Origin of the sequence: Coralliovum pocilloporae (assembly GCF_030845175.1) — a bacterium.
GTDB classification, from domain to species: Bacteria; Pseudomonadota; Alphaproteobacteria; order Rhizobiales; family Cohaesibacteraceae; genus Coralliovum; species Coralliovum pocilloporae.
In genome coordinates this window covers 2,917,241-2,941,983 of the sequence record NZ_CP132542.1, presented here as the reverse complement: position 1 = coordinate 2,941,983, position 24,743 = coordinate 2,917,241, and the positions used below count along the sequence as shown (strand labels likewise).

The following is a 24,743-nucleotide window of genomic DNA, read 5'->3' as shown; positions in this document are numbered from 1 at the left end:
CCGGTGCTGAGGCTGGCAAACATGGCAATCAGCCAGCCCCAATTTCGGTGTCGTTCCTTGCTCTATGCGATATCGCGCGGAGCAAATGACATGGTGCGGAACGATGTCTTGTAAGGAGACGGTCCGAGCTTCCGGATCTTGGCAACGCCCATCTTGTAGTTGTAGTTGCCGGAGATCCAGTCGACCACACGACCTTCAAGAGCGTTAGCGGGCTGCTGCATGTGCAGGAAGTCCATATAGATAACGTTCTTCTTGATCGCTGTTGTCACCATGGCCACTGCGGTGATGGCAGCTTTCGTGGTTTCAATGTGACCGTTTTCCATCAGCTTGGAGAACTGGAAGTCATCACCCTCAACACCAATAATGGTGTTTTTCTGCCCTGGAACACGCTCGGAATAGACCATGACATAGTCACCGGATTCAATTCCGCGTTCCTTGGCATCATCGGGATGGATTTCCACCCAGTTTTCCGGCCAGCGCTGGACGATATACGGACGACGGCGGTCATCGAAACCGGACTGCCAGCGCTCATTGATACGACCAGATGTGCACCACAGCTCGCCTTCGTCTTTCTTCGGCTTCAGCCATGCCCAGTAATCGGAGAACAGGCTCCATGGTGATTTCTGGATGTTGCACTTGCCGGTCTGGCTGTTGAAGTGCGTGGCTTTCTTGCCGATGACGTTGACACCTGCGGCCCCATTGACCGGCAGAACACGGGTCGTGTCATGCAGGCGCTTGGATTCGATGATGGTCTTGCCGTCATCTCCGAGCATGGCCGGGCACTGAATGCCGTCTGTTCCGAATTCACGGATCTTGGCATGAAGTGTCTTGCCTTCCTGCTGTGCCAGTTTCTTCAGGACGAAGAAGTCCTTGCGGCTGCCGCGGGTGAAGCGGACGGCCTCTTCAGCCACTTCGTTGGAGTTTTCCCAATCGAAGCCGTCAAAGCCCATACGCTTGGCGAGGTTGGCGATAATCCACCAGTCCGGTTTCGCAGCACCCGGTGCATCATAGAACTTCTGATACAGACGGACGCGACGCTCACCATTGGCACGGAGGAAGTCTTCCTCACCCCAGGTCGCTGCCGGGAAGATGATATCCGCATAGCGGTTACCAATCGGATCCTGCAGGTAGATATCCTGGTTGATGACGACCATGCCACCGCTGTCCGCACGAGCCTTGAGCGTATCGACAATGTCTTTCTTGTCGAACGACCGGACCTGATGCGGGTTCTGAACCGTCAGCTGCTCAAACTTGTCAGCAAGCTGCTGGCTGCCGCACATGGACTGGATCCAGGTGGTGCCGATCACATGGGCGAACCGTGTGTGACCTGAAATCAGGTAACGGTCCGTATCCATGGCGCGACGACGACGACCAGGGACTTTCTCCGGCGACTTGTTGCGCGGATATTTGCCGCCCTTGACGCCACCACGCTGGTGACCACCGGCACGACCAATAACCTGACCCGGACGTCCACCGGCACCGACGATGATACCGAGAGCGGAAATCGCCTGGGTGTTACCGGTATTGTTTGACCAGTAGAAGCCCTTTTCGATCATCACAGATGTCTTCGGACGGGTTCCATCAGCTTTCGGCTTGGCCATCCATTCAGCAGCGGTGTAGATCTTCTGAACGTCGATCTCAGCGATTTCTGCTGCATTTTCAGGCTTGAACTCGTCCTGCGACAGGAGCCATTCCTTCCAGTCCTCAAAGCCTTTGGTCTGGAATTTGCCCCAGGTTGTCCGCCACTGCCATGGCGTGTTGCGGGTGCCCTGGCCGAAGCCTGAAGAGCTTTCCCACTTGTTGTTGACCCATTTCTGGATCCAGTCGCTATCTTCCCAGCCGTTCTCGACAATCACGCGAGCGATTGCGTTGACGACCAGAAGGTCAGTACCCGGGGTGATGTCGATGTGCAGGCCGCCCATTTTCTCGGCATATGCAACACCTGCGGAACGACGCGGAATGAGATAGATCTCTTTCTGACCGTTCTGCATGCCCTTCATCATCCACTGGGTGTAGAGGATGGTTTTGGTTTCATACGGGTCGGTACCGCAGACCAGAAGCGTTTCCGCATTCATCCAGTCTTCATAGGCAGGACCGAAATTGTCGAAACCGGCATCCCGGAAACCCGGTGTGGATGTCACGTCAGACGGTGTGTCGTGGAACGTGAAGTTGGCCGTGTTGACGTGACGGAGCGCGTATTTCGAGATCGCATAGGTGTTCTCGATATACTGGTAGGAGAAGGTCTTCACGCCATAGGCATTGGTGCCGTGTTTCTTGATGACGTGATTACCGACTTCTGCCGCCACATCCAGCGCCAGATCCCACGGAACCGGCATCAGCGTACCATAGATACGCATCAGTGGTGTTTTCAGGCGGTCACGAGTCGGGGTCTGCGGATTGTAACACTTCTGAGCGATACAGCCGCCACGCAGGGAGCTGTCACCATCGGTGTTGACGTGTTTCGCATCCTTGTCCGGAATGATCACCACATGGTGTGGCTTGCCCTTGTGCAGCACGATGTTGTGCTGGTTGGGAGCAACCCAGGCACCCAGTGGCGCGACCGGGAAATCTTCACCGAATGCGTTTTCATCTGCAGATGGACCACCCGGCTTGGCCGTGACCGGCCAGCGGTAGACCTTGTAGCCGCAAGCGACAATACAGTAGTCACACGCTGTTGAGATAACGTCGGCGCCCTTGGGGGGAAGCGGAACGTTGGTCTCAGGAACGTAGTATGGAGTAGCCATGATCGTTCCTCCTTTACGAAATCAGGTTGTCGTAGCGGCCGTAGATCAGCCCGAACATGCCGACGGCGTAGATATCGTCGCCATCCAGCTCCAGCAGCACCTGCGGCAGAGACTGGTAAGCCTGGCCGGAGATCAGAATGCCGTGGCGGGTCAGATCATAGGTCGACAGATGCAGCGGACAGGGGCCGAGGGCCTTGTGTTCAGCCACATAGGTATCCGTCAGATCGCCACCCTGGTGGGTACAGGTCAGGTTAAAGGCCACGATGTCCTTGTCCTTGCCGATACCACCGCCGCACTCAACGCCGGTCTTCACCAGCATGGAGGCTGCGTAGTCACCTTCGTCCGGATATTCGAATTCAACCGGAACGTCCTGCTTCAGATCGGACAGTTTGGCGATCTTCTTGCGTGGATAGGTGGAGACGAGAGCCGGAACCTGCTCCGCTTTGCCGTCGGCGGTCGGCACTGTCACCATGACGGTGAAAGCGGTCGCGCCTGATGCAAACAGGAACTGTCGGCGGTTGATGGTGCAGGCCTTCTTGGCATTGCCCGTACAGCTGCACTTATGGGACTTTGCGTTTGTCATTGGGGGTCCCTCTCTAGTTCGCCGCGTCAGGAAGCGGGGCGTAGTCAGGCAGTTCCGGTTCATCCATCAGGATTTCCGGGCCGGACAGAGATTTGAGGAAGTTCACCAGATCAGCTTTTTCCTTCTTCTTCAGGCCGAGAGGCTTGATAAGCTTGGTCTTGTTCTTGGCGAACTCGTTTGTGCCACCGCCCTGGTTGTAGAACTCGACAACATCCTCAAGCGTCGCCAGCATGCCGTTGTGCATGTAAGGCTCGGTGTAGAGGGTGTAGCGCAGGGATGGTGTGCGGAATTTGCCCTTGTCGGCTTTTTCCTTGGACCGGAAGTAGAAGCCCGGATCATCTTTCGTATGCCGGTACATCTTCTCCGTTGAGCCCTTGGCATAAAGCTCGTAGCGGAATGTCACCTGTTTCAGGCCATCATCATTCCACTGATCAAGTGGCGGAACACCGGTGTTGTAGTACTTCTCGTCAGAGAGAAGCGCACCGTTGTGGCACTCGATGCAGCCTGCCTTGCCGCGGAACAGTTCAAGACCGCGCTTCTGGCTTGCTGTCAGGGCATTCTTGTCGCCACGCAGATAATTGTCGAACGGAGTATCCGTCTGGACGATGGTCCGCTCGAAGGCTGCAATAGCGCGCCATGCATTGCCGATTTTCGGCCACTGATCGCCGAAGACCTTGTTGAAGGCTTCACGATATTCCGGAACAAACGCCAAGCGTGCTTCCATCATATCGGCTTCACCGTTACCGGCAACCGCGCCGCCTGCAGCAGACTTGGCCTGGGATTCAAGAGACTTCGAAGAGCCTGCCCAGAACAGTTTGCCATAGTAAGCGGAGTTGACGATGGTCTGGCTGTTGCGCCAGTGAACGGTGCCCGGATAACCGAACGAGACCTTGTCTTCCACATCCCAGCCAACAGATGGCAGGTGACAGGCAGAACATGGTGTGGACGGATTACCGCCAAGACGCGGATCAAAGAACAGCTTTTTGCCAAGCTCGATCTTTTCGGGCGTCTGGGGGTTGTCAGCCGGGATCGGCGGTGGGCCGAGGGCTTCCAGTGCCGGATCCACATCCGGATCACCGCCTTTGATGGCGGATTCGATTTTCAGGCTTTCAGCCGCATTTGACGGCTGAGCGGTGAGCGTCATCGTCCCTGCCCCAAGTGCTGTGATAACAGCAGCGGAGGCAATCGTGCTCAAAAGTCGTGACAGTTCACGTGTCATTGTCTTGCCTCCTAGTTCGGGGTTTTGCGCCAGTTGGCGATCGGCTGATAGTCGGTGTCGATTTCGTCAGGGACGAATTCCGGACCGGTCAGCACATCACCGGACAGAGCTTCAAGGAATGCGACGAGATTTTTCTCTTCCTCGAATGTCAGGCCCAGCGGCTGGATCAGAGGATCCTTGTTCGGGTCTTCACCACCGCCCTGATTGTAGAAGGCCACAACCTCGAACAGGGTGTTGAACATGCCGTTGTGCATGTACGGACCTGTCTGCTTCAGCTCGCGCAGAGTTGGCGTCATGAAGCTTCCGACCGTGGATCTGTCGGACGGATGCGCACGCACATAGGCACCAACGTCACGGCGCAGGTTCATGTAGTTCTCAACACCAAGGAACTTGGTGAAGGTCACATATGTGATGTGCCGCAGTGGGTCCTTGAAGATTTCAGGATTTTCCGGGGTGCCTATATTATGCGGCTGATCGTCGGTGAAACGGTTGCCGGAGTGACACTGGACACAGCCGGCCTTGCCCTTGAAGAGCTCATACCCGGCCTGTGCCGCTTCGGACATTTCGCCCTTGTCGAACGGTGCGCCACGAGACGTCAGCGTTTTCAGATATTCCGGAATGGCCTTGCGGACAGAACCGTTGGACGGCTCGCCGTAACCGGCTTCCTTGAACATCTTCACATAAACCGGATCCTGCTTCAGACGCTCCTGCATCAGACGCATGTCCATGTTCATGTTGTAGGTCTCGGTGATCGATTCACGCGTCACGTCGTTCAGGTTGGTGCCCAAACGTCCGTCATGGAACCAGGCTTCACGCATCGCGGTGTTGATCAGGGTTGGCACGTTACGGAAGCCGAGCGAACCGGCATAGGCGTCAGACAATGCCTGACCGTCGGTAAAGCCTTTTTCCGGCTGGTGACAACTTGAGCAGGACAGTTCTCCGTCGCCGGACAGGCGTGGATCGAAGAACAGTCGTTTTCCCAATTCCGCTTTTTTGGCATCGACCTCCAGCGGGGAGATCGGGCCCGGATCATCTGCCTGCGCAGTGGAAACGACAGCCATGCCCATGAGAGCCGCTGCGGAGACCGCTGCAAGAAGACTGATCCGTCCAGTTTTTCTTGGTGTCATTGAAAACATCCTCTTGGATCAGACCGGCGCCGGGTGACACACCACCCGGCAAATCAGCCACAAGAGGAACCTAGAAAGCCGCTGTAACGAGGAATTTTCGAGATCGAACGGTTTGTGTAACGAATTATGTCGAGTTGTTAAAACTTGTAACAAACAACGGCTGAACTCCCGCGATAAGGGAAAGTCAGCCCCCCTTCTCCTATCGAGTGTTCCCGGACGTGATCATCTGGCGGAGCACCTCTGACAGCCCGGCCATATCGACCGGTTTCTCAACCCGCCAGATTCGTTCGCTCTCCATGTCACCCTGCTCAGTGTGGTAGGCACTGCACAGCAGCACCGGCAGGTCCGGCCTGATCTGACGCAGAACTTCGATCAGCTCTGTTCCATTCATATTCGGCATCATCATGTCTGTAACAAGGATGTCGAACCGTCCTGGATCAGCCTCGAAAGCCTGGCGGGCCAGAAGCGGATCGGAGTATGCATCTATGCGGTATCCAAGCCGGGTCAGCATGCGCCGCAGGGTGAAGAGAACATCTTCTTCATCATCAACAAGCAGGATCGCCTCATGACCGCGAGGCAGCTCTGCAGGGGCCATTCTTTCCGGGACTTCACCATGGATGAGCGGGAAAGCCAGCGTAAAGCGCGTGCCCTCACCCGGCTCGGTTTCAAGCGCGATGGCACCGCCAAGGTCATCCATCGCATTTTTGACAACCGCAAGCCCAAGCCCCGTGCCCTTGCCAATTGGCTTGGTGGAATAGAACGGATCAAACACCCGCTGACGGACCGGCTCAGGCATGCCGGGGCCATCATCGGCCACGATGAGCCTGACCACATTTCCTTCACAGCTCGGCAGAAGCTCGGAAGCCTCTTTAGACCCGGCCTCGGCAACAGAAAGGCTGAGCCGGATATTGCCCGCTTTGCCACCAAACGCCTCGGCCGCATTGCGACAGAGATTCATGATGATCTGGTCCATCACGGTTGGATCAGCTTCCACGACAAGCCCTGGTGCGCTTCCTGCCACGGACAGTGCAATGTTTGTGGGGATGGCCGCCCGCAGCAGCTTGATGGTGGCTTCCAGATGATCATGCAGATCAATGGGGCGCGACCGTGTGGGCTGTCGGCGGGCAAACGCCAGCAATTGCCGCACCAGCCCCTGGGCCCGGCGAGCCGCGAGATCAATATGGCCGAGGGATTCGTCGATTTCAGCCGGGCTGTCTCCATCTTCAACGCCCATGCGGGCCAGCTGCACATTACCGGTGATTGCCATCAACACATTGTTGAAATCATGGGCGACGCCACCTGCAAGCACTCCCACGGCTTCCATCTTCTGGGCACGGGCTATCTGTTCCTTCACCATCTTTTTCTCAGTGATATCCTCACCGATACCGATGAAATTGGTGATTGCGCCTTCATCATCCAGCAGCGGCAGAATGGCGGTGGAGGCCCAGTAATGGCTACCATCACGCTTTCTGTTCTTGAAGATACCGCGCCATTCCCGGCCCGCCTTCAACATCTCCCACATCTGCCGATAGGCCTCATTCGTGGTGTGACCGGATTTGAGCAGATTCGGCCTCTTGCCAATTGCCTCTTGAGGTCCAAAGCCCGTCAGCTCGGCGAACTTCCGGTTCACAAACTCAATCCGCCCGTTCACATCTGTAATGATGATCGTGCTCGGGCTTTGCTCTACGGCGCGGGCCAGTTTTTTCTCGGCGTCCTGGGCCCGCTTGCGTTCAAACAATTCCCGGAACAATTGATGGGTCGCATCCAGCGAATGCCGGACAAGTTGATGCAGAAGACCGAAGATGATCAGCACCAGAGCCGCCATTCCTGTCACCACGAGGATGACCCAGCCTGTGAGCTGTTCGCCTTCGGAGATTGCCCCCACCACTCGCGAAACATGGGAAGCGTTCTGTTCCTGCCAGATCAGTTCCAGCTCTTTCAGCGCCGCAAGCGCTTCTGTGTCATCAACCCGGACATGGGCATCAATGGCTTCTGCATCCAGTTGTCGACTGATACCGCTGTCGATCCGGTCGATCTGACGTTCGTAAACCCGGGCCACGTCACGAATGGCAAAGAGTGCCACCCGCTCGCGCTCGGTCGGGTTGCTACTCGCATATGCATCAATCGTCCTGTAGAGATTGGCGAAATCCCGCTTCATGGTGGAGCGATAGGCCGGATCCTGTCTCAGAACATAGTTCTTGAAATTGTGGATCATGCCGCCATAACCGAAATGGCCTCGGATATCGCTGATCCAGACGCTTTTGCGTCCGGCTTCATCCGCATAGCCTATCCAGCTGGTTTTCATGTCATTGAAACGGCGGCTTGTTTCACTGCCCAGGAAGACCGAAGCCGCCACGATGGCCAAAAGCAGGACTGCCACAAGAAAACCGATAGGCCGGATATGCGTGCTCCACCGCGCCGCTTCACTCTCGCTCTCAGTTGTTGTCACGCCGCCACTCCACCTGTCCGCGCTATCCGTATAAAACCGCATACTGCCAGACTTGGATTGGTCTGCTGTTGATTCAGGTCAATGTCCGTATTTTCTCGTGGGTTTAGGGTCTGAACATTCCCGAGATACCATCACTGGCCCCACGTGGTTTCCGGGATTGTGAGGAGAGCCCCAATGTCTGCCGACCATATTCTCGTTGTTGATGACGACCCGCAAATCACAGACTTTCTAAAGCGTTATCTTGAAAAACAGCACTATCAGGTTTCGTGTGCCGCAACCGGTGCCGAGATGGATAGCATTCTGAAAAACGAGGCAATTGATCTCTGCATTCTCGACATCAATCTGCCGGACCGTGACGGGTTTGAAATCACCCGGGATCTCCGCGTCAATTCCAACCTGCCGATTATTGTTCTGAGCGGCCGTGACGATCCGTTTGACCGGGTCATCGGACTGGAATTCGGCGCCGATGACTATGTGGTGAAACCGTTCGAGGCCCGAGAGCTTCTGGCCCGGATCAAGACCATTCTCAGACGCTGCAAGGTGGAAGCACTGGCCGTTCGCCAGATTGAGACAGACGCGACGCTGCTCCAGTTCGGTGACTGGGAGATGAATCTTCAGGACCGGACCCTGCGCGCGGTTGCAGACAATGAAGACATGCCGCTGACCACAACAGAGTTTGAACTGCTGCACGCGCTCGTCCGGCACCCTCACGCGGTTCTTTCCCGTAACCAGCTTCTCGATATAGCCCGTGGCCGAGAGTGCTATGTGGGCGACCGCACCGTCGATGTTCATATCATGCGGTTGCGCAAGAAAATCGAGCCGGACCCTGCAGAACCCATTTATATCAAGACGATACATGGTATTGGATATTGCTTCATTTCCAATGTATCAAAATGCTCAACAGGCACGACCAATACCCCGACACATGTCAGCCCGACAAGCGCTGCCGCCTGTGCATAGGACATTTCGTCGATTTCCATACCGCGGCTTTCAGCCAGTCTCTGGTAGTCCGCCTGCATTTCTATGAATTTCTTGGAGCGAATCCGTCTCAACCGCAAAAACATTTTAAGATTTGAATACTATTATTCAAAATTATGAGACGCTTTATCACCTTTGCAAAACGCTTCGCCCAGGACTCTCAGGCCGCTGTCGTCATCATGTTCGCTCCCATTGCAGGTATGCTGCTCATAGCAATTGGCGCGGCAATCGATTACACGAGAACGATGAACTCCAGGGCAGAGGTTCAGGAATCCATCGACAGTGCTGTTCTTGCAGGATCGGTTCAAATTGGAACTGACGCATCGAAAGCGCAGATAGAGGCCATTGTAAAACGGTACTTTGAAGCCAATTACAACGATCAGCGACGATATCAAGTTGTCGAATTCAAGTCGACGATTGATCAGAACACGAACCAGGTAACGGTTGATGCTGTTGTCAGGGTTCCACTCACCCTTATGGGCATGCTTGGGAAAGACTATATCGATGTTCCAGTTACCGCTACGGGATTGGGTAGTGGTCGAACCATCATCGTAGACATTGCCATGTGCATTGACGCGACTGGCAGCATGACCAATACGCTCAACGCAGTTAAGAAAAATGCGCTGGCACTTGATCAGAACCTCAGGCAGGCCCTTGCTGACAGAAATCGCCATGTGGATCAGATTAACGTCAGGCCAATCTATTACAGAGACTTTGATACCGAAGGACCGGGATCCCTATATGATCGACTGGGGTATGTAGCTTTACAACCAGGTCCATTTTACAAGCTGCCGGCAGATAGAAGCCGCTTCTTCTCCTTCGTCTCCAAACAGCGCGCTATTGGCGGTGGAGACCGGTCCGAATCTGGCCTCGAATGTTTTTATGAAGCGATGACATCCAAATGGACGCAACCCAGCAACAGCGATGAACTGGTTTATCCTCTTATTGCAATCTGGACAGATGCACCGGCAGATTCCCCGGGCAACCGACTGAACATTCTGCGCGGAGGTCATAAATACCCGACTGGCATGCCGAGAGACTACAGAGGTCTTCGCGCCTTGTGGAATAGCAATGCCACCATCCCACAGGATACAAAAACTGCTGTTTTATTCGGTCCGAAACAGGCCAACGGCTGGCGAACGGTTACGAAATGGAGTCAGTTCCAGCATGGCGGTTCTGTAACAGATGGGAACAGAAACCTTACATCCAAACTTGCAGATGCCATTTACCGAAAGCTTCCTCCTCCGCAGCTGACGAACTAGATTAGCAAAGGGGGAGAATGCCGGGGTCATTGTTCGGTGCCATTTTCCGGCATCTTCCAGCGCCTGATTTCAATGATCTTCGGCCTCTGTCTGGCGGCTGACGTCAGGTAACGGATGAAGACCTCATCGCCTTTTTCAAGCCCTGTTGTCTTCAACCCCTTTTTCAGGGTGAACCGTTCGACGATGTCATCAAAGACGATTTCGATGGACCGGCCGCGCCGTTCGACAATCCGCCCAACCCCATCAAGCAGAGTTTCATCACCGACAAGGCATAGGGGTGCGCTGTGCTCTGCTGAACAGGCTTTGCGCGTACAGCCTTTCAGAACCCCATTCTCGACCTGACAGGTGTTACAGCCATCGAAATAGCCGGTGCACTGATCAAGGCTGATTGGCGTGCGGCCATCGGAAAAGGCTACCTCGCCATGACTGACGCACTGGCTGTTCTGAGCACCAACCAGGGCACCACCAGCCTGTTTGCACCGGTCATACCGGCTATCGCTCTGGTGCTGTGTCTTCGGCTCACCAATAATCTTGCGGCGCAGCACGAGGTGGCCCTTGTCCGGATTGCTGAACGTCGCCAATTGTCCGTCAAACGTGACTTCTGTGACACCGCTCAGAAGGTCAAGAAAGGCGCTCTCCTGTTTCATGATTTCCGGGTCACATGCAATGCGCGTCTTGCCCAGCTCCGACAGTGCAAGCTCTTTTCCCGATTGCGTATACTCTCCGAAAAATCGATTACACCCTGAAGAGCCGGTCACGCGTTTGTCCGAGAATCTCAGGAAGACTTCCGTCCCTCTTGCAGGTCCCCACCAGACTTCCCCCAGATCAATCGCCTGAAAAATCCAGTGTGTTCCTGACAAAACCACCGATCCGCTGTTTCGGTCTGTCGCTTTGTCTTGGGCAACGGCCTGATCGATAGATTGCACACCTGTACTCAACGCCAGGAGGGCAACAAGAAGCCGCGCAAAGCGGGCAAAAGCAGTTCTGAACACCATGAGCATTCTACCAATCAAAATACGTTCCTTGTGCATCTGACCCTAAAATAAGGCAGAATCACGATGCGGATCCGCTTGCTAGCAAGTCTGTGCGGGAAGCTGGATATGAACGCTGAGTCCTCCGTCCGGTGTGGTCTCGAACAGACACAATTTACCACCAAATAGACGCGTAATCTCAACTGCTATCGGCAAACCGAGACCATGCTGCCCAGAACCGTTGCGCCCGGTCGTCTGAAACCGTGACAGAACGGCCTCGCGCCTGTCTTCCGGGATTCCCGCCCCGTTGTCCTCAACCCGGATACGGGCTTCATCATCCGTTCGATCAACAGCAAGAATGATCCGTGAGCCACCCTTTGCATGTTTGACCGCATTGTCGATCAGATTACCGACAAGCTCCTGAAGAAGAACAGCATCTCCAGAGCACATGACATCCTGCTCGCCCTGGAATTCCAGATCGAACCCGGCCCGTGCGCAGGCTACTGCATGTGCTGCACCGACCTCGCGAACAAGCTGATTGAGATTGACGGTTTCACTCAGTAACGCAGTGGAAGACCATTCATCCACCCGTGCCATCAGGAGAAGCTGGTTCAATGTCCGCTCAGCATCGGAAATCGCTTCATCACCATCTTTCAGAACCGCACGGATCTGCTCGGGATCAGAGGACCGCGAGGCCAGCGCTATCTGGGTTCTGAGGATGGTCATCGGCGTCCGCAACTGGTGACTGACATTACCGGTGAAGTGCCTCAGGGCATTCAGCGCCTGATCAAGCCGGGCCATGAAATCATTGATCCGGTCCACCAGCCCACCGACTTCCTCCGGCACGTCATGTTCAATGGGCCGCAGGTCATCCGGGCTTCTGCGATCAATGGCTTCTTCCAGACGCTTGAGCGGTCTCAATGAGCGCGTCACAGCGACCCAGACCAGAACGGCAGCAGCGCCAATCAGCATCAATTGTCTGAGAGCAGCCCTCAGGATCAGCTGTTGGGCAAGAGCTGTGCGGGCATTGGTGGTTTCAGCCACCATCACCCGATAGGAAATCGAACGTTCTCCGGTAGAGCTGGCGCTGTGATACACAGCAAGCCGGATGGGAGCCCCGCGATAGACTGAGTCCGCATAGGAGAACCGGTCATCGGTTGTTACGCCTGACAGGACCTCTCCAAGGCCTTCATAGCCTGTCACAAGCGCACCATCCGCAGTCTCCACCCTGTAGAACACCCGATCCTGGGCCGAGGATGTGAGCATTTCCAGCGCGACATACGGGATATCGACATCAAGGGCTGCATCGTCGTTGACAAACACCCGCTCAGCAATGGCCAGGGCAGAGCCGGACAGCACCCGATCAAACACTTCATTCGCCGTATCAATGGCGGATTGATAGGCCCCGTAGATGGCCAGAACGCCAATTGCCGACAGGGGAACGAGAAGGAAGACCAGCAATCTGCGCCGGAGAGAATAACGCCTGACAGAGAATCGCCTGGATGTGACCTGTTTGGGAGAAGAGCGTCTTGGGATCACGCCTCCTGCTCCTCATCAACCAGAATGAAATAGCCAATCCCGCGTGCTGTCTTGATGCTGATACCGTGCGGTGCCAGCCGTTTGCGCAAACGGCTGATAATCTGCTCAATGGCATTTTCGCTCGGATCACTGTCAAACGTGGAAAGAGATTCCATCAGTTTTGATTTTGGCACCACATCGCTTTTCGACAGCAGCATCAGGCGCAGAACCGCCAGTTCGCGCGGCGGAATTTCAATCAACCCGGTCTCCGAGCTCAACGCATTACTGCTCAGGTCCAGCGTCAGTTGTGCCACACGAATGGTGGATTGCGCCCGCCCGGAGCTTCGTCTGATCAGCGCTCGTACCCGAGCCTCAAGTTCTGCCACGTCGAAAGGCTTGGTCAGATAGTCATCAGCCCCCAGATCCAGCCCGCGAATACGGTCATCCAGATCCCCCCTGGCCGTGACGATCAGCACAGGAACCGCAACACCCCGGTTTCTGAGATTGGTCAACACTTCAAGGCCATCCAGATCCGGCAGGGTCAGATCAAGCACAATCAGATCAAAGGTGGTGGTGGCAATAGCCGCATCTGCATCAAGGCCATTTTCCACCACATCCACCTGAAACCCACCGCCCTGCAAAACATCACAAATGCCCGCCGCGAGTTTTGAATTGTCTTCCACAAGAAGAATTCGCATTCTGTCCTCCCGTCGGTATTGGTACTGCCATAATCCGGCAATGTGAACCGCCCTTCCGCCTCCAAACGAGGAAACGCCTGTGTTTAAATGCTGTTATCACTCTGTTTTTTCTACTCTTTCAGGGGCATTTATTCTTTTGACTCTCAGTATTCTTCCGGGTACGGCCCAGACGATTTTCCCGTCTGCTCAGGCCGGAAACACGGGGGAGCGGCGGCTGAACATCTATTCTTCGCTAGACCTTGAGGCTGCTGAACCGCTGATCCGGGACTTCCAGACAAGGAACCGCGGTATCAGCGTTCACTATCATGAACTGCAGAGTCTTGAGATCTACGAACGGGTTCTTGAAGAGAGTGATGAGGGCTCGGTAACAGCTGACATTGTCATCTCTTCGGCCATGGATCTGCAGATGAAACTGGCCAATGACGGCTACGCCCAGAAACTAAAGCTCGCGAATGGCGGGCAATGGCCCAAATGGGCGAACTGGCGTGACACAGCTATTGCACTGACCTATGAACCATCGGTTCTTATCTATCATAAACCAAGCCTGAGTGAGGCGGATATCCCCCGCACCCGAGCTGCTCTGACCGGATTGCTGGAACGTCGCAGCGATGCTCTTTACGGTCGGGTTGCCACCTACGATATCGAGCGGGCCGGGGTTGGCTTCCTGTTCCTGGCCCGTGATGCGGAACACAATCGTGATCTTTGGGGGCTGGTCAAGGCCATGGGTCAGGCCGGAGTAAAACTCTATTCAAGTTCATCAGCCATTCTGGAACGCGTGGCAGACGGGCGGTTTGCCATTGGATATAACATTCTCGGCTCCTATGCGGCAGCATGGGCCCAGAACAACCCGACGCTCGGCATAGTCTTCCCCACAGATTACACCATTGTCATGTCACGCATTGCCCTTGTACCCAATGCCGCATCCAACCCGGCACTTGGCCGTCTCTTCATGGATTACCTGATGTCCTTTGAAGGACAGAGTGTCATGGCACGTCAGGCCAAGATTCCCTCTCTCCATCCATTGGTCACCGGCCCGAACACGGCAGCAACGCTCAAACAGGAATCGGGCTTTCAACTGCGACCGATTTCCGTCAGCCCCGGGCTTCTCGTCTATCTGGATCAGGTCAAACGGGCACGGTTTATCAACAAATGGAACAAGACCCTGCAGCAAAGGTGATAAACCTGACAGACCGTCAGGTTCATAACAGTTTCATATGATTTTCTCCGAATATCACATCTGATGAGATGCATGTTGGGAGGATATCATGCTCAAACTTCTGAAAGCGGCTGCGGTCGCGGCTTCTTTTGCTGTCATGGCCACGTCCGGTGCCTATGCTGGCTCTGAAAAGGCCCTCGACAAGGTTCACTTCCTGATCCCAGGTGGCGCTGGTGGCGGTTGGGACGGCACTGCGCGTGGCACAGGCGAAGCGCTGACAAAATCCGGCATCGTGGCTAATGCCACATATGAAAACATGTCCGGCGGCGGCGGCGGCAAGGCCATTGCCCATCTGATCGAAACCAAGGATTCCGGCACGTTGATGGTGAACTCAACGCCGATCGTTATCCGCTCCCTGCAGAAAGTCTTTCCGCAGTCCTTCCGCGACCTGACACCGATTGCCGGTACGATTGGTGATTATGCGGCCATCGTGGTCAACAAGGGCTCATCCATTACCAGCCTTCAGCAGCTTGTCGATACTTACAAGGCGGACCCGACCAATGTTGCTATCGGCGGTGGGTCTGTTGCAGGCGGCATGGACCATCTGGTCACCGCTCTCGTGATGAAATCAGCCGGAACAGATCCAACCAAGGTCAAGTACATCCCCTATGATGCTGGCGGCAAAGCCATGGCAGGTCTTCTCTCCGGCGAGATCAAGGCACTGTCCACCGGTTTCGGCGAGGCAATTGAGCTTGCTCGTCAGGGTGAAGTGAATATTCTCTGCGTTACCTCAAAGGCCCGGCTCGAAGTTTCAAAAGATACGCCAACCTGCAGTGAAGCTGGTGCAACAGGCGCGGAATTCGTCAACTGGCGTGGTTTCTTTGCAGCACCTGGCCTTTCTGACGAGCAGGCTGCGGGATATCAAAAAGCTCTGGAAGCGATGTACTCCACCCCGGAATGGGCAACAGTTCGCGATCGCAACGGCTGGGTTGATATCTTCAACAAAGGTGATGACTTCACCACATTCCTGGAAGCCCAGGAAGCCCAGATTGGTGGCCTGATGAAGGAACTTGGCTTCCTTTGATCAACAACTAAGCGCCCCACACTGAGCACTAAGAGGGCGCACCACTGTTGAGACCAACGGACGGCCAAGGCTTGTACAAGCCTTGGCCGTTTCTCCAAACAAATCGATCTCCCGGAGTCACCATCATGCTGCTGTCGAAAGACCGGATTGGCGGCGTCCTGTTGCTGTTGTTCTGCCTGACTTATGGCTATCTCAGCCAGGATATCCGCCTACTGCCATTCCAGGCCAATGTGGCGTTTCATGCCCGAACCATGCCGGAAGTTCTGGCAGTGCTGGGTATTGGTCTGTCGCTGATCGTCATTGTCTTCCCAGGTTCATCCGAGGGCCTCGACATGCGAGGCTATGACTGGCCGAAGGTCATTGTCTTCCTGGTGCTGATGTCTGCCTACGGGCTGACCATCCGACCGCTTGGCTTTATTATCTCCACCTCACTGTTTCTCATGATCGGCTTCCGCCTTCTCGGCGAGCGCAAGATTCCGGTCCTGCTGATGGTGGCCGTGCCACTGGTTGTGGCGTTCTGGGTGCTGATGACACAGGGTCTTGATGTGTTCATCGAGCCGCTTCCCTCCTTCCTGACGAAGAAAGGATAAGCCATGCTGGACGGTATTCTCATTGGCCTTTCAACGGCCCTCACCTTTCAAAACCTGCTGTTTGTGATGCTCGGTTGTCTTGTCGGCACCTTTATCGGCATGCTCCCCGGGCTTGGCCCGATGTCTGCGATCGCACTGATGATTCCGATTGCAGCCAGCCTTGAACCGTCAGCAGGGATCATTCTCATGGCTGCGGTTTATTATGGTGCGATTTTTGGTGGCTCCACGTCGTCCATCCTGATCAATGCGCCGGGTGTGGCCAGTACGGTAGCGACATCCTTTGACGGCTACCCCATGGCCAAGAAGGGCATGGCGGGGAAGGCTCTGGCCATCGCAGCCTATTCATCCTTCTCAGGCGGTGTCATCGCAGCGCTGTTCCTGCTGATCGCAGCTCCGTTTCTTGCCAGCGTATCCCTGAGCTTCCAGTCAACCGATTACTTTGCCCTTATGGTTCTGGGCCTTGTGGCCGTTGCCGCCTTTGCCGGCAAGGGGGATATGGCCAAGGCATTGCTGATGACCGTGGTCGGGCTGATGCTGTCAACGGTCGGCACCGACCAGACCCAGGGGGTTCCCCGTTTCACCCTTGGCATGATTGACCTTATTGATGGAATTTCCTTCCTGCTTCTGGTCATGGCCACCTTTGCCCTGTCTGAGGCCCTGATGGCTGTTCTGAAACCCAAAGGAGATGCTGATCGCCTGAAGGAAAAGGAAGCCTCGGCCAATCTGGGATCTATGGCCGTCAGCAAGGAAGAAGTGAAGGAAATGGCTCCTGTCATTGGCCGGTCATCCCTTCTCGGTTTCCTGATTGGCGTTCTCCCGGGTGCAGGCGCCACCATTGCCAGCTTCCTGGCTTACGGAACCGAGCAACGTCTGGCAGGTCCGAAAAAAGGCAAGGAATTTGGTAAAGGGTCAGTGCGCGGTCTTTCCGCACCTGAAACCGCCAACAACGCAGCAGCCACCGGCTCTTTTGTGCCACTGCTGACCCTTGGCATTCCCGGCTCAGGCACCACTGCCATCATGCTGGGTGCTCTGATCGGTTATGGTATTCAGCCGGGCCCGCGGCTCTATATCGATCAGCCTGATGTGTTCTGGTCGGTTATTGTGTCCATGTGGATCGGCAATATCATTCTGCTGATCCTCAATCTGCCGCTCATTCCCTATATTGCGCGGATTCTGGCCATTCCATCCCGGTTCCTTCTGCCGCTGATCCTGTTCTTCTCGCTGATTGGCGTCTATTTCGTCAGCTTCAACACGTTCGACATCCAGCTGATGGTTGTCTTCGCGATTGCGGCGATTATTCTGCGGATCCTGGACTTCCCGATGGCTCCGATGATTCTGGGCTTCATCCTCGGCGGCATGATGGAAGAGAACCTGCGGCGGGCTTTGCTGATCAACAACGACAGCTGGTCCTTCCTTTGGGAGCGTCCTTTGACATTGAGCATTCTTGTCATTGCCGGACTTTGCCTGATTGCTCCGTTCGTCTCGGCCCGCATCGCGGCTTGGCGGCAGGCGAAATCAGAACCGGAATTGGAAGGGGATTAAGTTGGAGCGGGCCCGGGCAGTCGGACTGACACTTCTGACCGGAATGGTGGGTGCCCTTGCAGCCTGGGCACTTGCTTTTCCGGCTCCCTGGCTGACCGGACCTGCCCTTCTTGTGACGCTTGCCGCTCTTCTGGGGCTGAAAACTGCAGTCCCTGTTCCCCTCAGACATATCTGCTTCCTGATCATCGGCCTTACCATGGGGGCCGGTGTCACACCTGAGGCCATTGAGACAGCCCAGCGCTGGCCCGGCAGTATTCTTCTGCTGTTTGCGGGCCTCATCCTCATCATGGCGTTTGGTACAATCGGCCTCAATCGCCTGTTCGGCTACGATCTCAGAACAGCCCTGCTCTCTTCAACACCTGGTCATCTCAGCTTTGTTCTCAGTCTCAGCACTGACGTCAAAGCGGACCTGACTGCCCTCAGCATTATGCAGAGCTGCCGAGTGCTGTTTCTCACTCTGGTGGTTCCTTTTCTGGTGGTTGCACTGTCCGGCTCAACGCTGGACACCGGATCACCAGCCGCGATCACAATGGACATTTGGGGATTGCTGCCATTGACTGGCGTTGCTCTTCTGATCGGCTTCACTTTTTTGCGCCTGAATGTACCCGCAGCTCTCCTGCTAGGAGGGCTTTTTGTCTCCGCAATCGCGCATGCAACAGAGTTCTCTCACGGAGCCGTACCGGACTGGCTGGCCTTTCCGGCTTTTGCCGTCATGGGTACCATTATCGGAACCCGGTTCAGCAATGTAAGCTGGCCGCGCCTCAGGGCTGCTCTGGCCGGTGCCGGTTACATTACGCTGGTCTCAATGCTTGTTTCAGTGGGTGTTGCTGCGCTTCTGTCCTGGTTTCTCGGCATGTCTTTGCCCCAGATACTGGTGGCTGTCGCTCCGGGAGGGCTTGAAGCCATGGCCGCCATGGGTGTTCTGCTGGGCGCTAATCCGGCCTTTATTGCCGCGCATCACGTCTCAAGACTGATCTTCCTAAGCTTTCTCATCCCGTTCGTGCTGAGAATGACCGATCGTCATCTTGATCAGGCAGGTTCCTGACCATCTACCGGCCGCCGCATCACCACGCAGGTGAGCCAGAGCCACAGGATTGCCGTTCCCACCGCATTTGAAATGACATAGCACCAGGCGATGCCTGCGATACCCATCGCATCATAGGCAAACGGGATCGCCGTGAGAGATGCAACAAGACAGGCCGACATGACGATGGACTGCGGCAGATGCTGGTCATACATGGACAAAAGCGCGGGAACCGGACCAAGAAGGCCTCGCACCAGAATAGCCCCGGACATGATCAGCAGAATATCGAGCGCCTGAGCAAACTGGGGACCGAACAGAGACAGCATCCGCTCGCCCAGAACGTAGAAACCCGCCATGACACAGAGGGCATAGGCCGTCCCAACCAGACACATGCGACGGATCTTATGACCGACCGGCTCTTTGCGGGCATGTGCCGCATAAACATCCGGCAACATCAGCATATAGATCGTCCGCATACCGAAGCCCGCCAGAATCCGGAAGCGGAAGCACACATGCAGGATTGCGATCTGTGCCGGAGCGACAATCATGCCGGCCGCCAGAATGTGAAGCTCAACAAAGAAATCCCAAACCAGGCTGGTGATAATCCAGGGCGTGGCCGCCTTGTTCCAACGGGATTTCTGATCCTTATCCGATGTATCATCCCGTGTTTCAGGACGGGCACGCGTGAAGAAATGCCAGATCGTCAGACAAGCCAGACCATTGATAGCTGTAAAGAGCAGAAAGATCAGGCTGGCAGACAGAGCCAGACCGAGTGCTGCAAAAGCACCAAGGCTGACCAGAAAGAACAAGGGTCTGATGATTGTCTCGGGCAGAAGCGCACGTTCCTGCTGTTCATATCCCACCAGAACGCCAGAACAGAAATAGAGCGTGGTTCCGATATAAACAGACGCGGCAATCATCAACGCAGACAGGATCGTCGGTGTCAGCTCAGCATTCATGCCCCAAAGCAGATAGACAAGGCTGATAAAGGCCGCCAGCACTGTTCCAATCAGACGAACCTTGCTCGCCTGACGGATAAAGCCGTTCAGCAAACCCCATTGCTTATTGGCTCGATAGCGGGCGGTATAGACTGTGGCAATGCTGTGATAACCGCCGCTACAGATCTGGATAAGAATGGCGCTGATTGCCATAAGTACGGAGAACATACCCAGTGTTTCATCTGACCAGGTCCGGGCAATCAGCAGATTAGCCAGGAAAACAGCACCTGCGCCGATAACACGGCCGCCAGACAGAGACAGGAAACGTCCGGCAAGACCGGTCAGCCGCCGCCTTTCGGTCACCGCTTTATCAGGCTCCCGAGCCTGCTTTTGAGTTGGGGAATCCGGTTCTGAAGCTGGGACAGGGCGTGTTTCGCTTCCCGTGCGGCAAAGACGCTTTTGCCGATGAGGCAGGACAAAGGCGCTTTGCCATAGTGATAGCTTTCCGGACAGTCACACTGAACACCGGTTTTGCCAACAAAGCCACTCTTGAACTGGTGAAGCCCGTTGTCGAGATCGTTGCCACCCAGATCATACCATTTGGACTTGGGATCAGCGCACAGCATCTTCACCACTTCCCAATGCATGGCGTAACCGGCTCTCAGGCCAAGAGCCCGATCATTGGTGGCGCCATAAAGGTAAATTGCGCATTCGCCACTCACATCAATAACACCGGCAGCGCAGGCTTCGCCTTCGTAATAGGTAAAGACAAATTTTGGCTGCAGATGAGCCGGAGCCTTGGCCACATAATCCCTCAGAGTGTAGATGGCCGAGTGATCGCTGAAGCCTTTGCGCTCCAACATGATCTCATACAGCTCCATAAAGGGCTCGATACCCTCGCTGGATGGTAGGATTTTGTGCGAAAAGTTGTTTTTCTCAGCCTTCTTGAGATTGTAACGCCATTTCTGGGACAGAGATTTGCGAAGCTCGTCATCCGTCTGGCCGGTTTTTACCAGATAACGCGCGGGAGCTGGCAGTTTCTTGCCTCTTCGGAAGCCCAGCATATTGAGTGTCTTCGGCGTAATTTCCTGATAATCCGCGTCGGCCCGCGGCATGACAGTCAGATAGAGTTTACGCTCAACCGCATATTCCTGCTTCACAGCCTGAAGGATCAGCTCAAGGTTTTTGGGATCAGCCTCCTCACCCTGACGACGCCAGACCGGGCCCCATTTCAGAATCGCAAGACCTGCATTGAGCATCGGTACGGTCAAAACAATAATGCAGGCCCCGCCGATAATCTGCTCATTCCGCCGAACCTGGATAAACTCGCAGCGTTTCTCACCCCAGCGCAGCAGATTGAACATGGCAATCTGCTCATGGAAGATATCGTCGAACTCGCCGACAAGATCGTCCCAGTCCGTAGCACTCAGATGCTCCAGCCGAACAGTCTCTGCGGGTGCAAGCTCACCTTTGGCAGATCCCAGGACCTCATCTTCAACTTCGGCAACTGTTGCATGAATCATGATCGAAATTCCACCTGGCTGGAGTCGGCATCGGAAGGCAGGCCCAGTTTTGTTTTTACGCGCCGGACAAATCCGGACCATGACGGCAGCAACCGAGCCATGGCAAGATATCCCGGCACCGGATCATGCAGGGCAAAAACCATATGCAGATCAGCGCCGATACCACTGCGTACAGCACGAAGGCCTCGACGCAACATTTCTACAAAGGAGATTTCATTCCGAAGATAGTTGACAATCGCTGCCATCATCTCGCCTGAGACCCACACGTAACGCAGCCCGCTCTTGCCCTGAACAAACGTTTGATCCGGCTCCTCACCCAATGCCAGCTGCATAAGGATCGGACTCAGCCCGAGACCTGCTGCTTCCGGGACATTGAGATTACCAGGGATACGGGCATTCACTTCGAGAAAGCTGACAGCACCAGTCTCTTCATTCAGCAGGTATTGGGCACAGCCGATACCTGTGTAGTTCATGTCAGCCGCCAGCCATTCCGTATAATCCTGAAGACCGCTGATTGGTTCAATCGTCAGACCTTCAACAGCGAGGCCGGAGCCATCGGGATTGTCTGTGCGGAGAATGGACGCCTGAACATGGCGGATAAGCTTGCCGTTGTGAGCGGCGAAATAGACATTGTAGCGGCGTCCGGCAAATTGCCGCTGAATAATCAGCCCGGTCTCTTCCATAGGCCAGATATCAAGCAGCCATGCCAGCTCCTGTTCGCTCTCGATCGTCAGCGCCTTCTTGCCATCAAGACGGCAGGTGGAGCGTTCGGAGCGGACCACAAGCGGAAACCCGATTGACTGTGCCTGTTCGCGCAATTGTCTTGGCGTCCTGACCATCGCAAACGGCGCACAAGGAATACCAAGGCGGGTCACCCGCTCCATCATGCTTATCTTGTCGAGGCAGGACCGCACCAGATCCGGGTCAACCATGGCAATGGGAACAAGACGTTCGACCCGCTTCCGATGGCGGACGAAGAGTGTCACAAACTCCTCGGAGACGGGAAACAGCAGCGTGACGCGCTGTTCTCTGACATAGTTCTCCAGCGCATCCAGAAACGCACCTTCGTCTTCACCGATCAGAGGATGATTCCAACTCTCGTTGGTAAACCGGGAGAATTCAGCACCACCGTCACAGCCTTCCATACCCACGATCACTCTGTGACCAGCCGCGCCAAACGTGCGCGCAAGTGTCAGGGTTGGCCGGTAGTTGCCAAGAAGCAGGATTGTCTGGTGGCTGATCATGCGTGCCTCCCTGACGCATCATGCGACTGTCTGGTTTCGATCAGCTCGGCACTGTTTGCGTAGATAGTCACCAGATGGAACCCGGCCCAGCAGCAGATCCCTATGAGTTTCGCGCTGTCTTCCAGATAGACAAGGTGAGGCAACAGGCTATGCATGATCGTATCAACAGCCACAGACAAGCCGAGAGTCGCAAAACCTACTCCCAGAATCCAGTACTCCTGTCCAAGGATGAACCGCCAGTTCATCCCCACATAGGACAGGCTGAGCACGCCATAGATAGCGATCACGGCCAGCTGCGGAATACCAAGCGAAGGCAAAACCAATTCATGCAGCAGGAACATGTCATCAAGGGCGAGCCAGCCGGTCAGGAAGCAGGCTGTCATCGCAAAGCGCTTCAGATCCGTTGGTGCATCGACACGGAAGAAAATCAGCATGGCGACCAGGCAGACCGCTGCCGTTCCAGCCCAGAGCAGAATGCCGATATTGGAGAGAAACCCGTAGTAGACATGGCAGCAATCACCAGACAGCTCGGCAGCCGTCAGCGTATCAAGGAACATCCATTTTGGCTCTGCCCAGGGCTGCATGAACACAATGGCAAGCAGAATGGATGGTGCAACAATCGCCAGTGCAGCCACCACAAGACGCTGCATGATTGTCAGCTTGCCGCGGTTGTCTGCGGCCGCTTCATAGGTCGGTACGACATTTTGAATTGTCATCAGTTGCCCCTCCCCCCAACAAGGCGGTTACCGCTCTGCAGAATATTCATCAGCTCGGGCCTCGCCAGCAGGTAGTTTTTCAGTGCCTTCTTGGCCAGGTGCATCTTCAGGGAGAGGATGCCCAGTGCTGAATACGCTTTGAGATTATCCGTGAGGACATGGTGGGAGCGGCACCACTCGATCTTGTAAGGCTCACCACCCCGCATGAGGTCAAACGAGCTTTGTCCCGCACGCACCGCAAGTTCCAGGATTTTCACCATCAGCAATTGTCCAGGCGAGCAATCCGTATGCTGATCAGCCGCATAGGCGTTGATAAAGACCGATACTCTGCCCCCTTCTGTAAAGGTGACATAACCGGCGATCATCTCGTCATCCAGGAACAGGCCATAAATCCGAATTGGCCTCGTGCGACCAGACCCGCGACGGGTCACATAGCGCGTGATTGTCGAGCGCAGAGGCGTCGTTGAACCGTCACTACTGCGAAACGGGTTCCGGCTTCCACGTGCATCAAGCTGCTCGATTTTCCAATCAATGATTTTGTCCATGGCCTCTTTGAGCGAAGCAGAGCCCCGGACAGTTCTGAAGCTCAGGACGCCCCGCTTCGATAGACGATTCCATTTCTGCTGCAGACGCCGACGCGTTTTTGATGACCGGAGCGCAGGGTAATAGTCTGACCAGGGTCCATTCAGCTCAAGACAGTGCGACTCCCCAGAGCGGATGGACTGACCATAGGACACGAAAGGATTCTGGAGCCCCGACAAGAAGTCCGGCTGATAACAAAGTGCAATCGCGTCTGTCTCAGGAACGGATTTCGCCACCATCTTCAGCAGTTCATCCAGATCTTCGCCTGTCAGTTTCTGAAGCCAGTCTCGGGCAAGAATAGGAGCGCAATAATCGCTGATATCACCGCCCATCCAGCCAAGCACAGTCGCGCCCATCTTTTTTTCGAGGCACAGTGGCAGTATTCCAACCAGCGTCTCGTTGTCACGCAGCATGACAATAATTGGCTCTGGTCGCTCTGAAGCGTCATACTCGGACAGCCAGTTTTCCAGCCAGTCGAATTCTTGAAATGGCGTGTGAATAGCGTCAGCGGAGACCATCCCCCACTGGCCTTCAAGACCGTGGAAATTCCGGCTTAGAGAAACAGACAATCCGCACGTCTGGCCAAGGCGCAGGCTTTCTGCCAAACGGGCATCAGCGGCCTGTCCATCCATCCCTGCTATTGCGTGCTCAACGACGCTCATTTTTCTCACCGGACCGGTTTTGTTGCTTTCAACCACCATAAGCAGGAGCCATTCAAATTTAGTTAAATGCGGTGAGGCAGGAGCTCATACCCACGAAACTGGTTAACAAGCTCAGAACAGAAACGATCAAATT

General features: G+C 55.2%; 20 protein-coding genes. 7 read left to right on the top strand and 13 right to left on the bottom strand.

Annotated elements, in window-relative coordinates; all coding sequences use genetic code 11:
* Positions 1-62: 62 nt before the first annotated feature.
* The 5 genes from RA157_RS13420 to RA157_RS13400 all read right to left on the bottom strand — a co-directional run bounded on the left by RA157_RS13420 (position 63) and on the right by RA157_RS13400 (position 8,122).
* The gene (locus tag RA157_RS13420) at positions 63-2,744 is read right to left on the bottom strand and encodes an arsenate reductase (azurin) large subunit (RefSeq protein ID WP_350333639.1); all 2,682 of its coding nucleotides are present in this window, start codon (positions 2,742-2,744) and stop codon (positions 63-65) included.
* Positions 2,745-2,757: 13 nt separating this feature from the next.
* Positions 2,758-3,327: an arsenate reductase (azurin) small subunit gene (locus RA157_RS13415; protein WP_350333638.1), complete on the bottom strand. Its 570-nt coding sequence runs from the start codon at positions 3,325-3,327 to the stop codon at positions 2,758-2,760.
* Positions 3,328-3,340: 13 nt separating this feature from the next.
* A complete protein-coding gene (locus tag RA157_RS13410) occupies positions 3,341-4,546 on the bottom strand; it encodes a cytochrome-c peroxidase (protein WP_350333637.1) in 1,206 nt (401 codons plus the stop codon).
* A gap of 11 nt (positions 4,547-4,557) precedes the next feature.
* Complete coding sequence (locus RA157_RS13405) at positions 4,558-5,673, bottom strand: cytochrome-c peroxidase (protein WP_350333636.1); 1,116 nt, start codon at positions 5,671-5,673, stop codon at positions 4,558-4,560.
* A 199-nt stretch (positions 5,674-5,872) separates the two neighbouring features.
* A complete protein-coding gene (locus RA157_RS13400; protein ID WP_350333635.1) occupies positions 5,873-8,122 on the bottom strand; it encodes a hybrid sensor histidine kinase/response regulator in 2,250 nt (749 codons plus the stop codon).
* A gap of 174 nt (positions 8,123-8,296) precedes the next feature.
* Here RA157_RS13400 and RA157_RS13395 point away from each other — a divergent pair, with 174 nt between their 5' ends.
* On the top strand, positions 8,297-9,082 hold the full coding sequence (locus RA157_RS13395; RefSeq protein ID WP_350333634.1) for a response regulator: 786 nt from the start codon (positions 8,297-8,299) through the stop codon (positions 9,080-9,082).
* Positions 9,083-9,216: 134 nt separating this feature from the next.
* On the top strand, positions 9,217-10,362 hold the full coding sequence (locus RA157_RS13390; RefSeq protein WP_350333633.1) for a TadE/TadG family type IV pilus assembly protein: 1,146 nt from the start codon (positions 9,217-9,219) through the stop codon (positions 10,360-10,362).
* Positions 10,363-10,388: 26 nt separating this feature from the next.
* Here the strand turns inward: RA157_RS13390 and RA157_RS13385 are convergent, their stop codons facing one another.
* Genes RA157_RS13385 through RA157_RS13375 form a run of 3 tightly spaced genes read right to left on the bottom strand, consistent with a single transcriptional unit; the run spans position 10,389 to position 13,549 of the window.
* The gene (locus RA157_RS13385) at positions 10,389-11,375 is read right to left on the bottom strand and encodes an META domain-containing protein (protein WP_350333632.1); all 987 of its coding nucleotides are present in this window, start codon (positions 11,373-11,375) and stop codon (positions 10,389-10,391) included.
* A 60-nt stretch (positions 11,376-11,435) separates the two neighbouring features.
* Positions 11,436-12,872 carry a sensor histidine kinase gene (locus tag RA157_RS13380; protein ID WP_350333631.1) on the bottom strand — a complete coding sequence of 479 codons (1,437 nt, stop codon included), beginning with the start codon at positions 12,870-12,872 and terminating at the stop codon, positions 11,436-11,438.
* Positions 12,869-13,549, bottom strand: coding sequence for a response regulator (locus RA157_RS13375; protein WP_350333630.1), 681 nt, complete (start codon positions 13,547-13,549; stop codon positions 12,869-12,871). The genes RA157_RS13380 and RA157_RS13375 overlap by 4 nt, the downstream gene beginning before the upstream one ends.
* 136 nt (positions 13,550-13,685) lie before the next feature.
* Between RA157_RS13375 and RA157_RS13370 the strand changes: the two genes are divergently transcribed.
* The 5 genes from RA157_RS13370 (at position 13,686) to RA157_RS13350 (ending at position 18,966) form a co-directional block, all read left to right on the top strand.
* Entirely contained in the window at positions 13,686-14,726 is a 1,041-nt protein-coding gene (locus RA157_RS13370) for an ABC transporter substrate-binding protein (protein WP_350333629.1), read from the top strand.
* Positions 14,727-14,814: 88 nt separating this feature from the next.
* Positions 14,815-15,789: a tripartite tricarboxylate transporter substrate binding protein gene (locus RA157_RS13365; protein WP_350333628.1), complete on the top strand. Its 975-nt coding sequence runs from the start codon at positions 14,815-14,817 to the stop codon at positions 15,787-15,789.
* A 125-nt stretch (positions 15,790-15,914) separates the two neighbouring features.
* Positions 15,915-16,379 carry a tripartite tricarboxylate transporter TctB family protein gene (locus RA157_RS13360; protein ID WP_350333627.1) on the top strand — a complete coding sequence of 155 codons (465 nt, stop codon included), beginning with the start codon at positions 15,915-15,917 and terminating at the stop codon, positions 16,377-16,379.
* A gap of 3 nt (positions 16,380-16,382) precedes the next feature.
* A complete protein-coding gene (locus RA157_RS13355) occupies positions 16,383-17,921 on the top strand; it encodes a tripartite tricarboxylate transporter permease (protein WP_350333626.1) in 1,539 nt (512 codons plus the stop codon).
* 1 nt (position 17,922) lies between these two features.
* Positions 17,923-18,966 (top strand): AbrB family transcriptional regulator, encoded by a 1,044-nt coding sequence (locus tag RA157_RS13350; RefSeq protein WP_350333625.1) that lies wholly within the window; start codon positions 17,923-17,925, stop codon positions 18,964-18,966.
* On the opposite strand, the gene RA157_RS13345 is transcribed toward RA157_RS13350, so the two are convergent.
* Genes RA157_RS13345 through RA157_RS13325 form a run of 5 tightly spaced genes read right to left on the bottom strand, consistent with a single transcriptional unit; the run spans position 18,951 to position 24,610 of the window.
* The gene (locus RA157_RS13345) at positions 18,951-20,246 is read right to left on the bottom strand and encodes a lipopolysaccharide biosynthesis protein (RefSeq protein ID WP_350333624.1); all 1,296 of its coding nucleotides are present in this window, start codon (positions 20,244-20,246) and stop codon (positions 18,951-18,953) included. The genes RA157_RS13350 and RA157_RS13345 overlap by 16 nt on opposite strands.
* Positions 20,243-21,406, bottom strand: coding sequence for a lipid II:glycine glycyltransferase FemX (locus RA157_RS13340; protein ID WP_350333623.1), 1,164 nt, complete (start codon positions 21,404-21,406; stop codon positions 20,243-20,245). Before RA157_RS13340 ends, RA157_RS13345 begins: the two co-directional genes overlap by 4 nt.
* Positions 21,403-22,650 (bottom strand): ATP-binding protein, encoded by a 1,248-nt coding sequence (locus RA157_RS13335; protein ID WP_350333622.1) that lies wholly within the window; start codon positions 22,648-22,650, stop codon positions 21,403-21,405. Before RA157_RS13335 ends, RA157_RS13340 begins: the two co-directional genes overlap by 4 nt.
* On the bottom strand, positions 22,647-23,366 hold the full coding sequence (locus tag RA157_RS13330; protein ID WP_350333621.1) for a DUF8692 domain-containing protein: 720 nt from the start codon (positions 23,364-23,366) through the stop codon (positions 22,647-22,649). Before RA157_RS13330 ends, RA157_RS13335 begins: the two co-directional genes overlap by 4 nt.
* Positions 23,366-24,610, bottom strand: coding sequence for a GNAT family N-acetyltransferase (locus RA157_RS13325; RefSeq protein ID WP_350333620.1), 1,245 nt, complete (start codon positions 24,608-24,610; stop codon positions 23,366-23,368). Before RA157_RS13325 ends, RA157_RS13330 begins: the two co-directional genes overlap by 1 nt.
* Positions 24,611-24,743 lie beyond the last annotated feature (133 nt).